The organism is Pseudomonas sp. B21-017 (assembly GCF_024749245.1).
Taxonomy (GTDB): Bacteria; Pseudomonadota; Gammaproteobacteria; order Pseudomonadales; family Pseudomonadaceae; genus Aquipseudomonas.
In genome coordinates this window covers 2,946,619-2,960,131 of sequence record NZ_CP087194.1, presented here as the reverse complement: position 1 = coordinate 2,960,131, position 13,513 = coordinate 2,946,619, and the positions used below count along the sequence as shown (strand labels likewise).

At 54.5% G+C, this 13,513-nt stretch carries 15 protein-coding genes and 4 pseudogenes; 9 read left to right on the top strand and 10 right to left on the bottom strand.

Annotation, left to right across the window (positions count from 1 at the left end):
• Positions 1 to 4 precede the first annotated feature (4 nt).
• Together LOY28_RS13390 and LOY28_RS13385 are read right to left on the bottom strand one after the other, a co-directional pair.
• Positions 5 to 232 carry an NIL domain-containing protein gene (locus LOY28_RS13390; protein WP_309475746.1) on the bottom strand — a complete coding sequence of 76 codons (228 nt, stop codon included), beginning with the start codon at positions 230 to 232 and terminating at the stop codon, positions 5 to 7.
• A gap of 207 nt (positions 233 to 439) precedes the next feature.
• Entirely contained in the window at positions 440 to 2,566 is a 2,127-nt protein-coding gene (locus LOY28_RS13385) for a TonB-dependent siderophore receptor (RefSeq protein WP_258614195.1), read from the bottom strand.
• A 212-nt stretch (positions 2,567 to 2,778) separates the two neighbouring features.
• Between LOY28_RS13385 and LOY28_RS13380 the strand changes: the two are divergent.
• Positions 2,779 to 3,006: pseudogene (locus LOY28_RS13380) on the top strand (integrase); the annotation flags it as partial.
• Positions 3,007 to 3,328: 322 nt separating this feature from the next.
• On the top strand, positions 3,329 to 3,592 hold the full coding sequence (locus LOY28_RS13375; RefSeq protein WP_026286635.1) for a hypothetical protein: 264 nt from the start codon (positions 3,329 to 3,331) through the stop codon (positions 3,590 to 3,592).
• 81 nt (positions 3,593 to 3,673) lie between these two features.
• On the opposite strand, the pseudogene LOY28_RS13370 reads toward LOY28_RS13375, so the two are convergent.
• Positions 3,674 to 3,757 (bottom strand): annotated as a pseudogene (locus LOY28_RS13370) (DUF2280 domain-containing protein); the annotation flags it as partial.
• 2 nt (positions 3,758 to 3,759) lie between these two features.
• Here LOY28_RS13370 and LOY28_RS13365 point away from each other — a divergent pair.
• Positions 3,760 to 4,074: pseudogene (locus LOY28_RS13365) on the top strand (tyrosine-type recombinase/integrase); the annotation flags it as partial.
• A gap of 206 nt (positions 4,075 to 4,280) precedes the next feature.
• Here LOY28_RS13365 and LOY28_RS13360 read toward each other — a convergent pair.
• Positions 4,281 to 4,796, bottom strand: coding sequence for a DUF2514 domain-containing protein (locus tag LOY28_RS13360; protein ID WP_258614187.1), 516 nt, complete (start codon positions 4,794 to 4,796; stop codon positions 4,281 to 4,283).
• Entirely contained in the window at positions 4,793 to 5,344 is a 552-nt protein-coding gene (locus LOY28_RS13355) for a glycoside hydrolase family 19 protein (protein WP_258614185.1), read from the bottom strand. The genes LOY28_RS13360 and LOY28_RS13355 overlap by 4 nt, the downstream gene beginning before the upstream one ends.
• A 97-nt stretch (positions 5,345 to 5,441) precedes the next feature.
• Here LOY28_RS13355 and LOY28_RS13350 point away from each other — a divergent pair, with 97 nt between their 5' ends.
• Positions 5,442 to 7,388, top strand: coding sequence for an acyltransferase family protein (locus LOY28_RS13350; RefSeq protein WP_258614183.1), 1,947 nt, complete (start codon positions 5,442 to 5,444; stop codon positions 7,386 to 7,388).
• A gap of 12 nt (positions 7,389 to 7,400) precedes the next feature.
• Here LOY28_RS13350 and LOY28_RS13345 read toward each other — a convergent pair whose 3' ends face one another.
• Complete coding sequence (locus LOY28_RS13345; protein ID WP_258614182.1) at positions 7,401 to 7,766, bottom strand: phage tail protein; 366 nt, start codon at positions 7,764 to 7,766, stop codon at positions 7,401 to 7,403.
• 154 nt (positions 7,767 to 7,920) lie between these two features.
• On the opposite strand from LOY28_RS13345, the pseudogene LOY28_RS13340 reads away from it, so the two are divergent.
• From LOY28_RS13340 to arsN2, 4 genes and pseudogenes are all read left to right on the top strand, one after another.
• Positions 7,921 to 8,160 (top strand): annotated as a pseudogene (locus LOY28_RS13340) (siphovirus Gp157 family protein); the annotation flags it as partial.
• 110 nt (positions 8,161 to 8,270) lie between these two features.
• Positions 8,271 to 8,459 carry a DUF4224 domain-containing protein gene (locus tag LOY28_RS13335; RefSeq protein WP_258614180.1) on the top strand — a complete coding sequence of 63 codons (189 nt, stop codon included), beginning with the start codon at positions 8,271 to 8,273 and terminating at the stop codon, positions 8,457 to 8,459.
• 155 nt (positions 8,460 to 8,614) lie between these two features.
• Positions 8,615 to 8,878, top strand: a complete 264-nt coding sequence (locus tag LOY28_RS13330; RefSeq protein WP_258614178.1) for a hypothetical protein — start codon at positions 8,615 to 8,617, stop codon at positions 8,876 to 8,878.
• Positions 8,879 to 9,262: 384 nt separating this feature from the next.
• Positions 9,263 to 9,730, top strand: a complete 468-nt coding sequence (arsN2, locus tag LOY28_RS13325) for an arsenic resistance N-acetyltransferase ArsN2 (RefSeq protein WP_258614176.1) — start codon at positions 9,263 to 9,265, stop codon at positions 9,728 to 9,730.
• 233 nt (positions 9,731 to 9,963) lie between these two features.
• Here the strand turns inward: arsN2 and LOY28_RS13320 are convergent, their stop codons facing one another.
• Together LOY28_RS13320 and LOY28_RS13315 are read right to left on the bottom strand one after the other, a co-directional pair.
• The gene (locus LOY28_RS13320) at positions 9,964 to 10,290 is read right to left on the bottom strand and encodes a multidrug efflux SMR transporter (RefSeq protein ID WP_258614173.1); all 327 of its coding nucleotides are present in this window, start codon (positions 10,288 to 10,290) and stop codon (positions 9,964 to 9,966) included.
• Between the two features lie 66 nt (positions 10,291 to 10,356).
• Positions 10,357 to 11,358, bottom strand: a complete 1,002-nt coding sequence (locus tag LOY28_RS13315) for an SLAC1 anion channel family protein (protein ID WP_258614172.1) — start codon at positions 11,356 to 11,358, stop codon at positions 10,357 to 10,359.
• 115 nt (positions 11,359 to 11,473) lie between these two features.
• Here LOY28_RS13315 and LOY28_RS13310 point away from each other — a divergent pair, with 115 nt between their 5' ends.
• Positions 11,474 to 12,430 (top strand): GlxA family transcriptional regulator, encoded by a 957-nt coding sequence (locus LOY28_RS13310; protein ID WP_028940213.1) that lies wholly within the window; start codon positions 11,474 to 11,476, stop codon positions 12,428 to 12,430.
• 370 nt (positions 12,431 to 12,800) lie between these two features.
• Here the strand turns inward: LOY28_RS13310 and LOY28_RS13305 are convergent, their stop codons facing one another.
• Positions 12,801 to 13,064 carry a PAAR domain-containing protein gene (locus LOY28_RS13305; protein ID WP_258614170.1) on the bottom strand — a complete coding sequence of 88 codons (264 nt, stop codon included), beginning with the start codon at positions 13,062 to 13,064 and terminating at the stop codon, positions 12,801 to 12,803.
• Between the two features lie 53 nt (positions 13,065 to 13,117).
• A complete protein-coding gene (locus LOY28_RS13300) occupies positions 13,118 to 13,513 on the bottom strand; it encodes a hypothetical protein (RefSeq protein WP_309475745.1) in 396 nt (131 codons plus the stop codon).

Here is a 13,513-nt window from a genome sequence, read left to right as displayed (position 1 = left end):
GACATCACGCGGGTGCCAGATACCCCGGCACCTGATCGGCCAGCGACGAAGCACGGGCCAGCAACGCGCCTGGCCCCTGGCTCGTCGCTACGCCCAGAAATCGACGTCCCTGGGCGCGGCTCTGGATACGCTCGATACCGCCATGCAGCAAGCTGACCTGCCCACCCAGTGCCTTGGGCGATGCCCAGCAGATCGGTCGCCACGGCCGGTGACACCTCGTGTTGCGGGTCACCAAAAATCTGCCACACCTCGCCCTGCTCCACGATCCGCCCACGGTCCAGCACCAGGCACGAGCGACCTGAGATAAGCTGACGGCTGACCTGTCTGTAGCTCAAATCTGCAACTGTCGCCTTTGCAGGATCCACAGACTCTACTGCTGACGCACATCGCCTCACTTCCAGCGTTATCGAGCTTGCTCAGTGTGCACCAGCAGAACGCACTACAACGTGTAGGAAATACCGACTTGCACGGTTCGTGGCGCACCCGGATAAGCGTAAACATTGCCGAACGCGCCTTCTTCATAATCGCGATCAAACAGGTTTTTCACGTCAAGATTGAGCCGCACCTTGTCATTGATCTTGTAGAAGCCAAGCAAGTCGACAACGGTGTAGCTGCCCATCGAAAACGCAGTGTTGGCGGTTTGTCCGGCGCGCTCGTCGACGTACTTGAATCCGGTGCCCAAGCCCAATCCCTTGAGGGTGCCGTCCTGGAACTCGTACATATTCAGCAGGCTGAAGCTGTTTTTCGGGATGTTCAGCAGCCGCGTGCCAGAGCGCAGTACGTTGTCTTTGGTCACTTCGGCATCGACATAGGCGTAGCCGCCAATCACGCGCCATTCGGGAGTGAGGTTGCCGGCAACGTTGATGTCAAAACCACGGCTTCGCACTTCACCGGCAGCAACGCTGAAGGTGGAATCGACAGGGTCGGTGGTCAGCACGTTACGCTTCTCGATCTGATAGATCGCCGCATCGACACTCAACCGCTGATCCAGTGCTTCCCACTTGATACCCATTTCGTACGACTTGCCCTTCTCCGGCGCAAACCCTCCGCCGAGGCGGCTTGCGCCGGTGTTGGGCTTGAACGAGCGCGCGGTGTCGGCATAAACCGCTAATGTCTCGGTCAAATCGTAGGTCACGCCGATGCGCGGAGTTACTGCGTTGTCACTCGCCTGCCAACTCTTGCCACCCGGGACAAAGGTTTCGTAGTCATGTTCGAAGCGTTCGAAACGCGCCCCTGCCAGCACCTTCAGTTTGTCGGTCAGTGCCAATTGATCCTGCACAAACGCGGCATAAGTTTTGAGGTTTTCCTTGTCGTGGGTCGGCGTGCGAGTCAGTGCTGGACGCGACTGGCCGTACACCGGATCGAAGATGTCGATCGGATACGCATCGACAGCACCGCTGGAGCGTTGAATGATCGACTTGTAGTCATAATCTTCGTACTCGATACCGGTGAGCAACGTGTGCTGCAAACCAGCGGTATCGAAATGGCCGGTCAGATTGAGCTGGGTATCCTTGTCGGTCCACTCCAGCTTGCGATAGTTGAAGTTGCGCCCCAAGGTGCGGCCGTCAGCGGCAATACCGTTGGCCTCGACTGCGTTGCCCTTGAGCGAACCATCGAGCCACTGGAAGCCACCACCCAGCGTCCAGTCGTCATTGAGCATGTGCTCGAAACGCAGCTGCGCCATGTCGTTGTCGTTATGCAGTTTGCCAGCGTCTTTTTCGCCGAAAAAACTGTCGCGAGAGGCGGTACCCGTCTGCCTCGGGTAACGTGTAACACCTCGATCCAGAGGCGCGTTGTTACGCATGAAATCGCCTTCGAAAATCAGCTTGGTCGCGTCGGTTGCCTGCCACGTGAGCACCGGCGTGATACCGTAGCGCTCGGTTTCGACGTGATCGCGGAAGGTGTCGCCGCCCTCGCCCACCACGTTCAGTCGATAGGCCAGGCGCCCTTCTTCGTCGAGCGGGCCGGAAGCATCCAGCGTGCCACGCTTCATGCCCTGATCGTTCAGTTGACTGCCCAAGGTGACGGTGCGCTCGGGCAATGGCTGTTTGGAAATCACGTTGAACGTGCCACCAGGATCACCCCGACCGTAGAGCATGGTTGCCGGACCGCGTAGCACTTCGAGTCGCTCGATAGTGTTGGCATCCGGCATGTTCGGATAGCCGCGGTTGATCGGAAAACCGTTGCGATAAAACTCGCCAGTGGTAAAGCCACGAACGGTAAACGTGGTCAGACCCTGTCCACCAAAATTGTTCGCCCGCCCCACGCCCCCAGCGTAGTCCAACGCGTCCTGCAAACGGGTGGCTCCCAGATCCTCGACCGCATCTTTCGAGACCACACTGATCGATTGCGGGGTTTCGTGGATCGACGTGTCGGTGCGTGTGGCGCTGGCCGAGCGCGTAGCCAGATAACCCTGCACCGGGCCGTCCGCCCTTTCGTAATTCGCAGTACCGATAACATCGGTTGCGTCCAGCTCAAGCGTTGAGGGTGACACCTCCGTTTGTTCAGCCCATGAGGTAGACGACAATGCTTGCAGCACACAAATGGAAAGCAGGGTTCGACGCATGAAGAGAAAAACCTTTACGAATAGGCCAATGCAGGGAGTGAAACCGCCAAAAACTGCGGCGCATGCTATACAAAACCATTCGTAATTAACACTGATTCCCATTAACAAAAACAATCTTCGATAAAGTCATCACTTCATTGAAGCAATGGCCATTGCAGCATCATCCGCGCCACGGCCGAGATCATCCAGCAATGCCGACCTTGGCGGTGTAGCCGATGACGCCGAGCATGCTCCGGAAGTGGTTTGATAATGCCCCGAAGTTTGCCGGCATTCCCAAGGCTGATTTTCAAATGCGCGTACGGACGAAGGCCGCGACGGATAAGGAAGAATCGACACGCAACATTCGTGCTGCACGCGATCAACTTGGGCACACCACCGTAGGCATGACAGAGAAGTACATTCGAATGCGTAAAGGGATGAAAGTCACGCCCAAAAAATGACCAGTGATAGCGAATTGCGGGAGCAGAGATAGATTTTTGCGGCGCAAAAAAATAAGGGCTTGCGTGAGGTATCTCATGCAAACCCTTGATATTCAAGGTGCCCAAAGCCGGAGTCGAACCGCACGCCCTTGCGAGCGGGCGATTTAAAGTCCCGAGCACGGTCAGGAGAACCTGACCATGAGTGGATAACGTGCGCAATCAGGAGCAGAAGCTAATCTCCCCTTTGAACGATAAAACTCAATAATCGAAAGTGTCTGCCGATAGTCAAAACGATGCCCCAGCATTAGGGGATTTTAGAATGTGGAGTAGCAGGCTCAAGCTTATGAAAGATATCTATCTACTGATCGAACATGGTATGGATCAGGGCGAAGTTTATGTGCTTGGCTGGTTCGATGATGAGAAAAGGGCCAAGGAAGTGGCTGAGGAAAAGGAGTGGGAGGCATACCGCGCCAGCTTGAAAACTGAGCACCCCTGGTCAAATCACAAACCGCTGCCGCCAGACCAAACTAAATATCGTCGCTTCTGGATCAAAGAGATTTCCAAATTTGATCACGTTCCAGTTCCTAGATCCTCGGCAGTTCATTGACCCTCCATCCGACTTCTGCTCGATTGCAGATCTATCAACTTATCTTCCAGCGGTGACCTGCAGGACGTACGCCTGACAAGCAGCCATGCGGCCAAGCGTTCGCAGCCGGAACGCCCTGTTAGCGATCGGGATCTCTGCCGTCTCTTCGCGGAAACGCTTGCGGGTAGAAGGTTTTGATTGATCGAATCATGTCCCGAAAGTCAGAACACAAGGTCCGCTCGACACGACTGATCGCTATAGCGGATGGCACACCAATGACAGTGGCGATATTGCGGAGAAGGTTTGATTTGGCCAGGGAAGCGGCCGGTGTCCAGAAATCTGAATTTCAGATGCGGGATTTACGCGCCAAGGCAGGCACAGATAAGGCCGAGTCCAGCGGTGATATCTTGCAGGCGAGAGATCAACTTGGGCATAAGGCTGTGGTAATGACAGAGAAGTACATCCGGAACCGCATGGGCAAGAAAGCCACTCCTACCAAGTGAATTGCGGACCAAATCCAAAATAGCGGACCAGAAACAAACAAGGGCTTGCATTAGCTTTCGCCTGCAAACCCTTGATTTTAGATGGTGCCCGAAGCCGGAACCTAATTTACCTACAAATCCCCAATATTTATTGGCGACAAGTGCAGTGGCGCGATCTTGACGTGCTATCCAGTGTACTTTTTTGGTATTGCTGGACTGCCACCCGATCACTTACCCAGGCCATCATACGCCTGCTCGCATGTCACACCCCGGGCTCTGGCTTGGTCAGCAACTTCAGCCAATTCGCCCGCTCGCTGGTCAGCGCGCTTGAGCACGTCGGCAAGCACCATTGCGGCGCGGGCAGCTGCCTGGCTTGCGGCGGCAGTGCAGGAATTGCCGCGGTCTTGACTGGCTGTGAGTCGAGCGGCAAGGGCGTCGGCTGCCCCGCGCAGGCTGTCAGCAGAAGCGCGAGCAGCGGCAGCATCAGCAGTTGCTTGGTCAATGATCTGTTGGCCATCTTGAATCGCCTTGTTGATGGAGAGTTGACGGGCTTGCTCTTTGGCACGCTCGGCGGCCTCGTTTGATGCCTTGGCTTGGGCGTCCTGTGTGTTGCGTTCATTCCAGGCCGATTGCCATTCGGCATCCTTCACCGTCAGCCCGTGGTGATAAGCGCCAAACAGCGCGCCAGCCACCAGCAGCACCGCCGCTATATAAGGAAGGAGCCGCAGCCAGATGGAAGTCATGCCAGCACCTTCAGCGCAGTCTCATAGAAGGCCTTGCGCTCATCCAGCCCGTTCAGCCCGCCATTGATACGCCGGGTAACCAGTTCGAAATCCCCGGCATCGGCTGGTGCGTTGATGTTTCGCGAATTCCAGTACCAGGCCGCCGACTTGCACGCCCACTCGGCCTGCTCGAGCAGCTCAGGCGTACGCAACAACCGGTCATCCCCGAACAGCGCCTTGCTGCACACCAGGTAGTTGTCGTGCCCGGTGATCTGGATCAGACCGCGCCCGCGGTACTTCTGCCCGTCGCCATCAGCCTCGGGCGTATTGCCCAGTCGCTTGGCCAGCGGCCCGGTGTCGTACTTGCTCAGGTACTGATCGCCGCCCAGCTCCTTCACCCAGTTGAACTGGCCGGATTCATGCCCGACCTGGGCAATGAAGGCTGCCATCCGCAACCTGGTGTTGATCTGGTAGCGGTCCATCGCCAAATTCAACGCAGACGCAAAAACGCCGGCTTGTTTGCCGGCGTTCGGGAGGATCTGCAGCAGTTGCTGCGCGGTGATGGGCATGGCTTTCTCCGAAATAAATAAACGTTGTGCGGCAAGGTGTCGCCGGTAATTCTTCGATCGGGTAGGATGTGCGCGCCCAGGAGACAGACCTGAACACATGGAATTTCCAGCGATGACATCTATTGCCAACTCAAAACTAAGCTCGCTAAAACAAACGCCTCATCACTTAAAGTACCGATCAGATATTGACGGTCTGCGCGCCATTGCAGTTTTGAGCGTTGTGATTTTTCATCTTGGGCTTGGCTTATTCCCCGGCGGTTTCGTAGGCGTGGATGTGTTCTTTGTGATATCTGGCTTCTTAATCAGCAAGATCATCTACACGGAAACATTCGCAGGGTCTTTTTCGATAACTAATTTCTATGTGCGGCGCGCTCGTAGAATTTTGCCGGGACTGTTATCGGTGCTTGTGGCTTGCTCGATTTGCGCAGGATATCTTCTTTACCCGAGTGAGCTTGTCAGCTATGCGAAGTCTGTAATTTCAACCGCATTGTTTTCGGCAAATATATATTTCTATGCGACATTGAATTATTTCGGCCCTTCGGCCGCTGAGATTCCGCTGCTGCATCTTTGGTCGCTCGGCGTGGAAGAGCAGTTTTACATCCTGTTTCCTTTGCTCGCCATTACCATGGCCGCATCGTCTAGAAACCTTCGAGTCGTTATTTTCTTGCTCCTGCTAGCATCCATGGCGTCGTCAGCATGGCTTCTGGCGACAGACCCATCCGCAGCGTTCTACCTTCTGCCATTCAGGGCTTTTGAGATGCTAATTGGTAGCGCACTTGCACTGCCAGGACGCCGTAGTACGCCGAGCAAGACCATCTCAGTTTTGGCTTGTGCTTTCGGCTTGATCTGCATTTGCGTTGCAGTTTTTGGCTATGACAAGGCAACCCTATTCCCAGGCCTTGCCGCGCTCCTCCCATGCATCGGAGCAGCGCTGATAATCTATGCCGGCGAGCAGAAAAACACCCTGTCCCAAAGGGTCCTGGGGAATGAAGTTCTTGCGTCCATAGGCAGAATTTCCTATTCGCTTTATTTGGTCCATTGGCCTGTTATCGTTTTCGGCAAAAGGGCATTTCCGTATGCTGATCAGTACACATTCGCGGCGGCAGCATTTGCTGTCTCGGTGCTCCTTGCTTACCTAAATTTCCGATACATCGAGCGGCCGTTTAGAGGTCGTAGCTCGATACAGCGCCCGAAAAAAGTCCTTGGCGTATCTTTTGTGGCGCTTGCTTCTGTAGTGCTTATCTCAGGGCTGACCGTTTACAAGGGAGGGTTTGCTGGAGGGGCTGACCACCGCGTCAAAAAGGCACTCTCATATCTCAATTACAACACAAAGATCCTATATAAGTCCGGCACTTGCTTTCAAACCGCAGATCAAGCCCCAGGAATTGTTGATATAAGCTCTTGCCTACCTAGCGGCAACACTAAAAAGGTAATGCTATGGGGCGATAGTCACGCAGCACAGTATATTTCTGGACTATCAAAAACTTTAAAACAGCAAGGTTATTCTCTTGGCTTTCTTACGGCCCAATCATGCCCGCCAATCATGGGCGTCACGGTTCTATCAAACCCAAGATGCGGTGCTTTTAATGAAATGGCTTTGCCGGTTATCCTCAAGGAGAAACCGGAAATAATCATTATGGCTGCAAACTGGGTAGCCAATGACGTGACCATGGATCTATTGGAGCTAACCATTCGCAGGCTGTCAGACACCGGCATAAAGCTGGTAATCCTTGGCGAGGCTCCGCTTTACAAGCTCAACGTGCCAGCAATGGTTGCAGAAAGAATCAAGGCAGGCCGTGAGGACTTTCTTTCGAGCGAAGAACTCGAGCACGCCTTTCTCGACAACTCCAATAACGTGATGCGTCCACGCTTCTCAAATCGACAGGACGTCAAATTTATATCGGTCATGGACATCATGTGCCCGGGGTACAAGTGCCCGCTGACAACACCTGACGGCACTCCGGCAGCCTTCGACATAGCCCACCTTACCGAAGAAGGCTCCGCGATGTTTGCCGAGAAGCTGACACCAGCCATCCTGAATTAACGGCGCAAGCCACTACAAGGATTCGGCTGATCGAGACTCAGGGCCCGCAACAATCACCGGTACGGCTGGAACAATCGGCCAAACCGGCGAGGCATTCCAGCCTGGCTTCGTGGTTACCTTGCCCACGGCGAACTTATAGGCCTTCCAGGCTTTAAGGTTCACCAGTAGCGCGGCCTGCTCAGCCTCGTCCTCTTCGGTCGCCTCGCCGGCGTCGATGCCGTAACCAGGCGTGTCGATGCGATCTTGAATTCGCGTGATCTGCGTTACCGCGACAGCGTTCTTTGCAGCCAATTCGGCCTTGGCTTCCACCAGGTGCAGCGCGGCGGCAGCAGCCTTCATCTCGACGGCAATCAGTTGGGACCAGTCGATATTACTCATGGCCAGCTCCTTGTTAGGCCGGATCGGGATCTGTCAATGCCTGATTGAGGAGCGCTTCGACGAGGGTGCACCGCTCCAGGCCCCCACAAAAGAATGGCCCGGCGCGCTGCTCATTAACGCCAAGCTGCACACGGTGAAGATTGAGCGTTGGTATATGGGCAAAGAGGGCAAGCTCACCGACCGGATGGCCGAACTTCAAGCCATGGCCGACACCGACGACGAGGGCCTGAAAGAGGCCTTGCAAGACACCGTAGATGCAATCCTGGGTGAGTTCGAGATGAAGGCCGACAACATCGTCATGCTGCGCCGCAATATCGAAAGCGATATCGATGCCATCAACAAAGAGGTCGAGCGGCTCAACGTGCTGAAACGCGTGAAGAAGAACAGCATAAGCCAGGCATGCAGGAGGACCTGCCGCCCCACCTGGTACGCGAGAACAGTCTTCCTCTTGGCTGGCCAGCATGACAACCGCCTTCTGCCGCCACGCGCGGTACGGAGCAGCTCATGAACATCCAGTTTCTATCCCACGAGGAGGTTTGCGAGCTTACCGGCGCGCGGACGAAGGCAGGTCATCAGATCCTCAACTTGAAGAAGAATGACGTCCAACACACGACCAAAGTGAACGGCTGGCCAAGTGTTACCGCGATGGCAGTGACCGCAGTCGGTACGCTTGAAGCGGAAAAAACCGTATGAAACACGTAAGGCCAGCTGACATGGGACGACGACCAAGTAAATCCGGCTCAAGCCCGGCTGCGAGAGCGTAAGAAAGCCAGCGGGCGGGTCTTCTATTATTACGACACTGACGAAAGGACCGAAAAGAAATCCCTCTGGCAGCGATTACGGTGATCATGGAGTACGCCAAGCTCGAGCGTGATCGCACCACAACTGAATTGATCGTGAAGGCCATCACTTTTAGTGAATTGCGGACCAGAAACAAACAAGGGCTTGCATTAGCTTTCGCCTGCAAACCCTTGATTTTAGATGGTGCCGAAGCCGGAATCGAACCGGCACGCCCTTACGAGCGGGGGATTTTAAGTCCAAGTACTTCTTATTTAAAATCAGCTAGTTACAGGGTTTATTTTTCCGCATATTGTGAATTTCGCCACCGTTGAAAGCCAATAAAATCAGGGCCTCTCAAAAAATTGCGGAACGAAGCTCTCGCTGTTGCGGCGACCGCATTCGGCCGATTCTGTTGAAAAAGTCAGCCATGGTTTGCGCATCAAAAAAGTACGTGCCCGAGATTGAAATCTTTACTTTTGGCAGAGGCTTCCGGACTCGGATTTCACGTAGCAGCGTGCAAACAAGGCGTTTTCACCAGTCAATGATCAGGCCGTTTGGGCAGACCGACTTTTTCAACAGAATCGACCGATTTCTGCCTGTCATGACTGGCAGAAATCGACCCCAAAGGGTCCAATACCGTGTCGACCGGCGACAAGGCCAAAAACGGCTAAGTCTGCTAACGTTGAGTGCTTTGGGAGCTATAGAAGGCACCGATAATGCAGATGTTTAAAATCGAGGCGAACGGATTGAGTCAGCTCCGTGAGGCTCTGAGTCAAGCCGCATTGCCCTTTGATGATTTAAACGAACCGGGTAGGCAGTTTTTCCGTTTTGAGATGGACGGAAAATGGATCGCGTACGGCGGGCTGGAGGGTTCTGGTCAAGACATGCTGCTTCGCTCACTAGTCGTTAGTGATTCGCATCGTGGGAAAGGGCTTGGCAAAGCTGTGCTGTCAGAGCTGGAACAATATGCTGCCTTCCTGGGGGTGCATCGGTTGCACTTGTTAACTCAAAGCGCGACTGGATTTTTTACAGCCAACGGGTATGAAATTTTCAATAGGGGTGAAGCGCCGGTCGCTATCAGTCAAACCGTCCAGTTCAAGCATTTGTGTCCTGCAACGGCAACCTATCTAAGAAAGTCGTTAGGTGCCGCGGTTGTTACGGAGCGGTTCGTCGGTTCGCGCTAATGGACGGAATCCGTCAGTCCGCACTTGGCCGATTTTTGTCAGTCGCGACGGGCAGCTATCGAAAGCAGCTATTCGCGACCGACCACTTCTGACTCATAGTTACCGGTCACCACAGGCAGAAATCGACACAAAGCTGTCTTTTTAAAGTATGAACCGTTGCTGACATTTCAAAGCAATCTTCGTCTATGTTCCTATTTCTCACAGTTCAAAACATGGGGGTTGGCTCGCCCTGATTAGGCTGCCCAGCGTAGGCCGGCGACACTCAACAGTATCAAGCCGATCCAGACAAGCTTCCAGAGCGATACCGCATCACCCAACCAATATATTCCGACAATGGCTGTGCCGGCGGCGCCGATTCCGGTCCAGACTGCATAGGCAGTTCCTACGGGCAACACCCGCAACGCCATCGTCAACAAGCACAAACTGCCGGCCAACACGATGACCGTGCCGACCAGCAGCCAGGGCCGTTCAAGGCCATTTGCAGATTTCAACCCGATTGCAAAGAAAACCTCCAGGAATCCGGCAACGATAAGCAGTAGCCACGATGTGTTGTATGTCATTCGATAAAACCTGTATGGGCAAAAAAAAAGCGAGCCGGTGAAGGCTCGCCAAAGGGAGGTAAAAGGTCAGTTGGCCAGCAGTTTTCCGCTGAACAGGCTGATCAGGGTTTTCACCAACAGCACGGTCAGTGCCACAGTGAGGAACAGCAGAATCACGGCAGCGATGATCATCAGCAGGATGTTGTCCTGAGCATGTGCGTATTTCAGCGCCGCATTGCTCAGGGCTGCGATGGGGAAGCTGATTGCCCACCACGAAGGGGCAAAAGGCACATCGCGACGGAACACTTTGAAGCTCAACACTACGAACAGAAACAGGCCGAAGAAGAACAAAACGCTGGCAAACCGGTCGATCTCGCCGAACACGTTGATATACGCCAGAAAACCTACTTCAAAGGGTGCAATGAGGACCATCAACGAAGGCACCATACCTTTGGCCAGGGGGGCCTCGTGCACCAACCGCGAAAAAATCCGGGTGAAGAAAACCAGCGCCAACACCGCACCCACCGCGAGGGCAAACAGGTTGAACTCCGCCACCCATGGCATAGACATGTGCGCGCCGGTGACCGCGATATCGAGGGTGGCAACACCTGGAATCAGCCAGGCAGGTACGGCATTCAACGAGTCCTGATTGCCCGACAACAGACGGGAAACCACCAGGCCTGCAAGCAACACGGTCAGTGCGCTGCCCAGAATCCAGAGCGCCTGACCGAGCATTTCACTGTGAGGCGCCGCGACGGCCGACAGCAGTAACAGTGCGATGGTGACGGTGCCAAAAAAGTTGCTGGCAATTGGATGGTTGAACTCGGTCTTCACCGCACCCGGGTGTTTCAGCCATTTGCCCAGGTAACCGAGGGTCAGCAGAACGAATACCAGACCGGCCAGTGCGCCAATTGCTTCACCCAACATGCCGCCGATACCGAAATACTGACCACTCAAGCGCCAGGCCAGTCCCAGGCCGGCCAACCCCATCACTGAACCGAACAGATTGATGGGCAGGTTTTTAATGGACGCCGTGCTGGCTGGTATCGACTGAGCTGCAGCGACGGTGGGGATGTATGCAGTGTTCATGGTCGTCTCCTGCTGGACTGAATGTGCTGTTGGGGCTATTTTCGGTCCAATGGGTTTTGGCTGAAATAGGCAGGTTACGACGTATTCAGCCAATGATTCGACGAGGACAGACATCATGCGCATAACCCTCCTGGCATTCCCCCGCGTGCAACTACTGGACATCGTCGGCCCAGCCGACGTCTTCGCCGAAGCGGCTAAACAGCTGGGTAATCAACGGGCCTATCGGGTCGAAGTCATCGGTACCGACAAGGGCATGATTAAAGGCTCAAGCGGTTTGCAGCTTGGCATCGATAAGACCTTCGAGACCTATAAGGGCAGGATTGACACATTGCTCGTGGCCGGCAGCCCGAACATCGACGAAATTGCCCTGAACCCTGCGTTGCAGGAGTGGCTGCGCCAGCAGGCCAAAACCGCGCGGCGTATCGGCTCGGTCTGCAGCGGTGCTTTCGTGCTGGCCGCCGCTGGCCTGCTCGACGGGCGCCGTGTTACGACTCACTGGAACTCCAGTGCAAAACTCGCCAGGGAACATCCGCAAACCCGCGTCGAACCCGACAGCATTTTCATCAAGGACGGCAATATCTACACCTCGGCCGGGGTCACGGCAGGCATGGATCTGGCGTTGGCGCTGGTAGAAGAGGATCACGGCAGGGAACTGGCGCTAAGCGTCGCCCGTGAAATGGTGATGTTCTTAAAGCGTCCTGGCGGGCAATCGCAATTCAGCGCGCAATTGGCCGCGCAGACAGTTGAACGCAGTGTGATCAGAGAGGTGCAGGAGTATGTATTACAGCACCTCAAGGCCGACCTGAGCGTACCCGTATTGGCTGGTCGTGCTGGCATGAGCGAACGAAACTTTGCCCGAACCTTCAAGGCGGAAGCCGGCTCCACCCCGGCCGAGTTTGTCGAGCTTGCCCGCATCGACGCGGCCAAGCGCCTGATCGAAGACTCAGATGTATCACTCAAGCGCCTGGCCGATACCGTCGGCTATGCCAATACCGATGGATTCAGAAGGGCATTCATACGGCGTCTCGGGGTGGGGCCGAGTGATTATCGGAGACGGTTTTCAATCGTGTGATATAGAAGGGCACCGCTAAGTTTCAGCGACACTGATAGAGCAGCTAAAATGACATTGTGATAGCTATCGACATGTACATTTATTGATTTGCTTGCTTCCCGGACCTGATTCATCTGCGTGGGAGACAGCACTTCAACGTCTGCTATTGGCCGATTCTGTTGAAAAAGTCGGTCTACCCAAACTGCCTGATCATTGACTGGTGAAAACACCTTTTTTGCACGCTGCTACGTGAAATCTGAGTCCGGAAGCCACTGCAAAAAGTAAAGATTTCAATCTCGGACGCGTACTTTTCTGATACGCAAACCATGGCCGACTTTTTCAACAGAATCGGCCGAAAGCAGCCTCCGCTATTGGGTGAGATCTCATTCGACTAGCTAATCACAGCCCCCTTTGGACCACTGGCAATCAGGCTGGCACCACAGGCGGTTTTCATACCGTCCAACGCTACAGCGACTCCATCCACTGTGTAAGTGCTACTGCCTTCGGCGATGGGAAAAACGCCCTTGCAGAGGGGACAGCTGACCTTATGGCCGACACCGGCAATGGGTTTACCATTGAGATCGGTTTGAGAGAAGGCCTCTAGCACCACTCCACCATGACTGGTGGAGTCGCCAAGGCGAATGATGTCTTTCATACCCAACCAATATCCGTTAGTGAAATAGTTTCAAAAAACCGAACAGATGTCGTTCATTCCGACTCCGCCATCCAGACATCCTCATAACCCTGCCTGTCGATAATGAACTTTGCCCCCTCGGGCAGAAATAGATACTTCACGACTTCCGGCAACTCTTCCACTAAATGACTTGTGTGAAATGCTTGGTAAAAATCGCTTACAGGCGAATGCTCACCGCAGTGAATAAACCAGCTTATCGTACCGCCCTCGGGCAGCTGGATTCTTGTCCCATAAATTGGAGACTTGTGTAGAGTATCCAATGCAATGGCCACCATGTCTTCTGGAGGAAGCGCAGACAACCCATGCTTTTCACAGATCCTTATCTGTGACGGGTCGGGATAAGCCGGTTCTAACTCGCCCATAGCAGCCCCTTGGTTGGCCAGTACGTCCACTGACAGTTCGATTTGCAC

Excerpts from the sequence above, each read along its gene's own strand:
- LOY28_RS13345 (WP_258614182.1), bottom strand. The coding sequence starts at position 7,766 with ATGAGTAATATCGACTGGTCCCAACTGATTGCCGTCGAGATGAAGGCT.
- LOY28_RS13320 (WP_258614173.1), bottom strand. The coding sequence starts at position 10,290 with ATGACATACAACACATCGTGGCTACTGCTTATCGTTGCCGGATTCCTG.
- LOY28_RS13335 (WP_258614180.1), top strand. The coding sequence starts at position 8,271 with ATGAACATCCAGTTTCTATCCCACGAGGAGGTTTGCGAGCTTACCGGC.
- LOY28_RS13355 (WP_258614185.1), bottom strand. The coding sequence starts at position 5,344 with ATGCCCATCACCGCGCAGCAACTGCTGCAGATCCTCCCGAACGCCGGC.
- LOY28_RS13350 (WP_258614183.1), top strand. The coding sequence starts at position 5,442 with ATGGAATTTCCAGCGATGACATCTATTGCCAACTCAAAACTAAGCTCG.
- LOY28_RS13315 (WP_258614172.1), bottom strand. The coding sequence starts at position 11,358 with ATGAACACTGCATACATCCCCACCGTCGCTGCAGCTCAGTCGATACCA.
- LOY28_RS13375 (WP_026286635.1), top strand. The coding sequence starts at position 3,329 with ATGAAAGATATCTATCTACTGATCGAACATGGTATGGATCAGGGCGAA.
- LOY28_RS13385 (WP_258614195.1), bottom strand. The coding sequence starts at position 2,566 with ATGCGTCGAACCCTGCTTTCCATTTGTGTGCTGCAAGCATTGTCGTCT.
- LOY28_RS13305 (WP_258614170.1), bottom strand. The coding sequence starts at position 13,064 with ATGAAAGACATCATTCGCCTTGGCGACTCCACCAGTCATGGTGGAGTG.
- LOY28_RS13360 (WP_258614187.1), bottom strand. The coding sequence starts at position 4,796 with ATGACTTCCATCTGGCTGCGGCTCCTTCCTTATATAGCGGCGGTGCTG.
- LOY28_RS13330 (WP_258614178.1), top strand. The coding sequence starts at position 8,615 with ATGGAGTACGCCAAGCTCGAGCGTGATCGCACCACAACTGAATTGATC.
- arsN2 (WP_258614176.1), top strand. The coding sequence starts at position 9,263 with ATGCAGATGTTTAAAATCGAGGCGAACGGATTGAGTCAGCTCCGTGAG.
- LOY28_RS13310 (WP_028940213.1), top strand. The coding sequence starts at position 11,474 with ATGCGCATAACCCTCCTGGCATTCCCCCGCGTGCAACTACTGGACATC.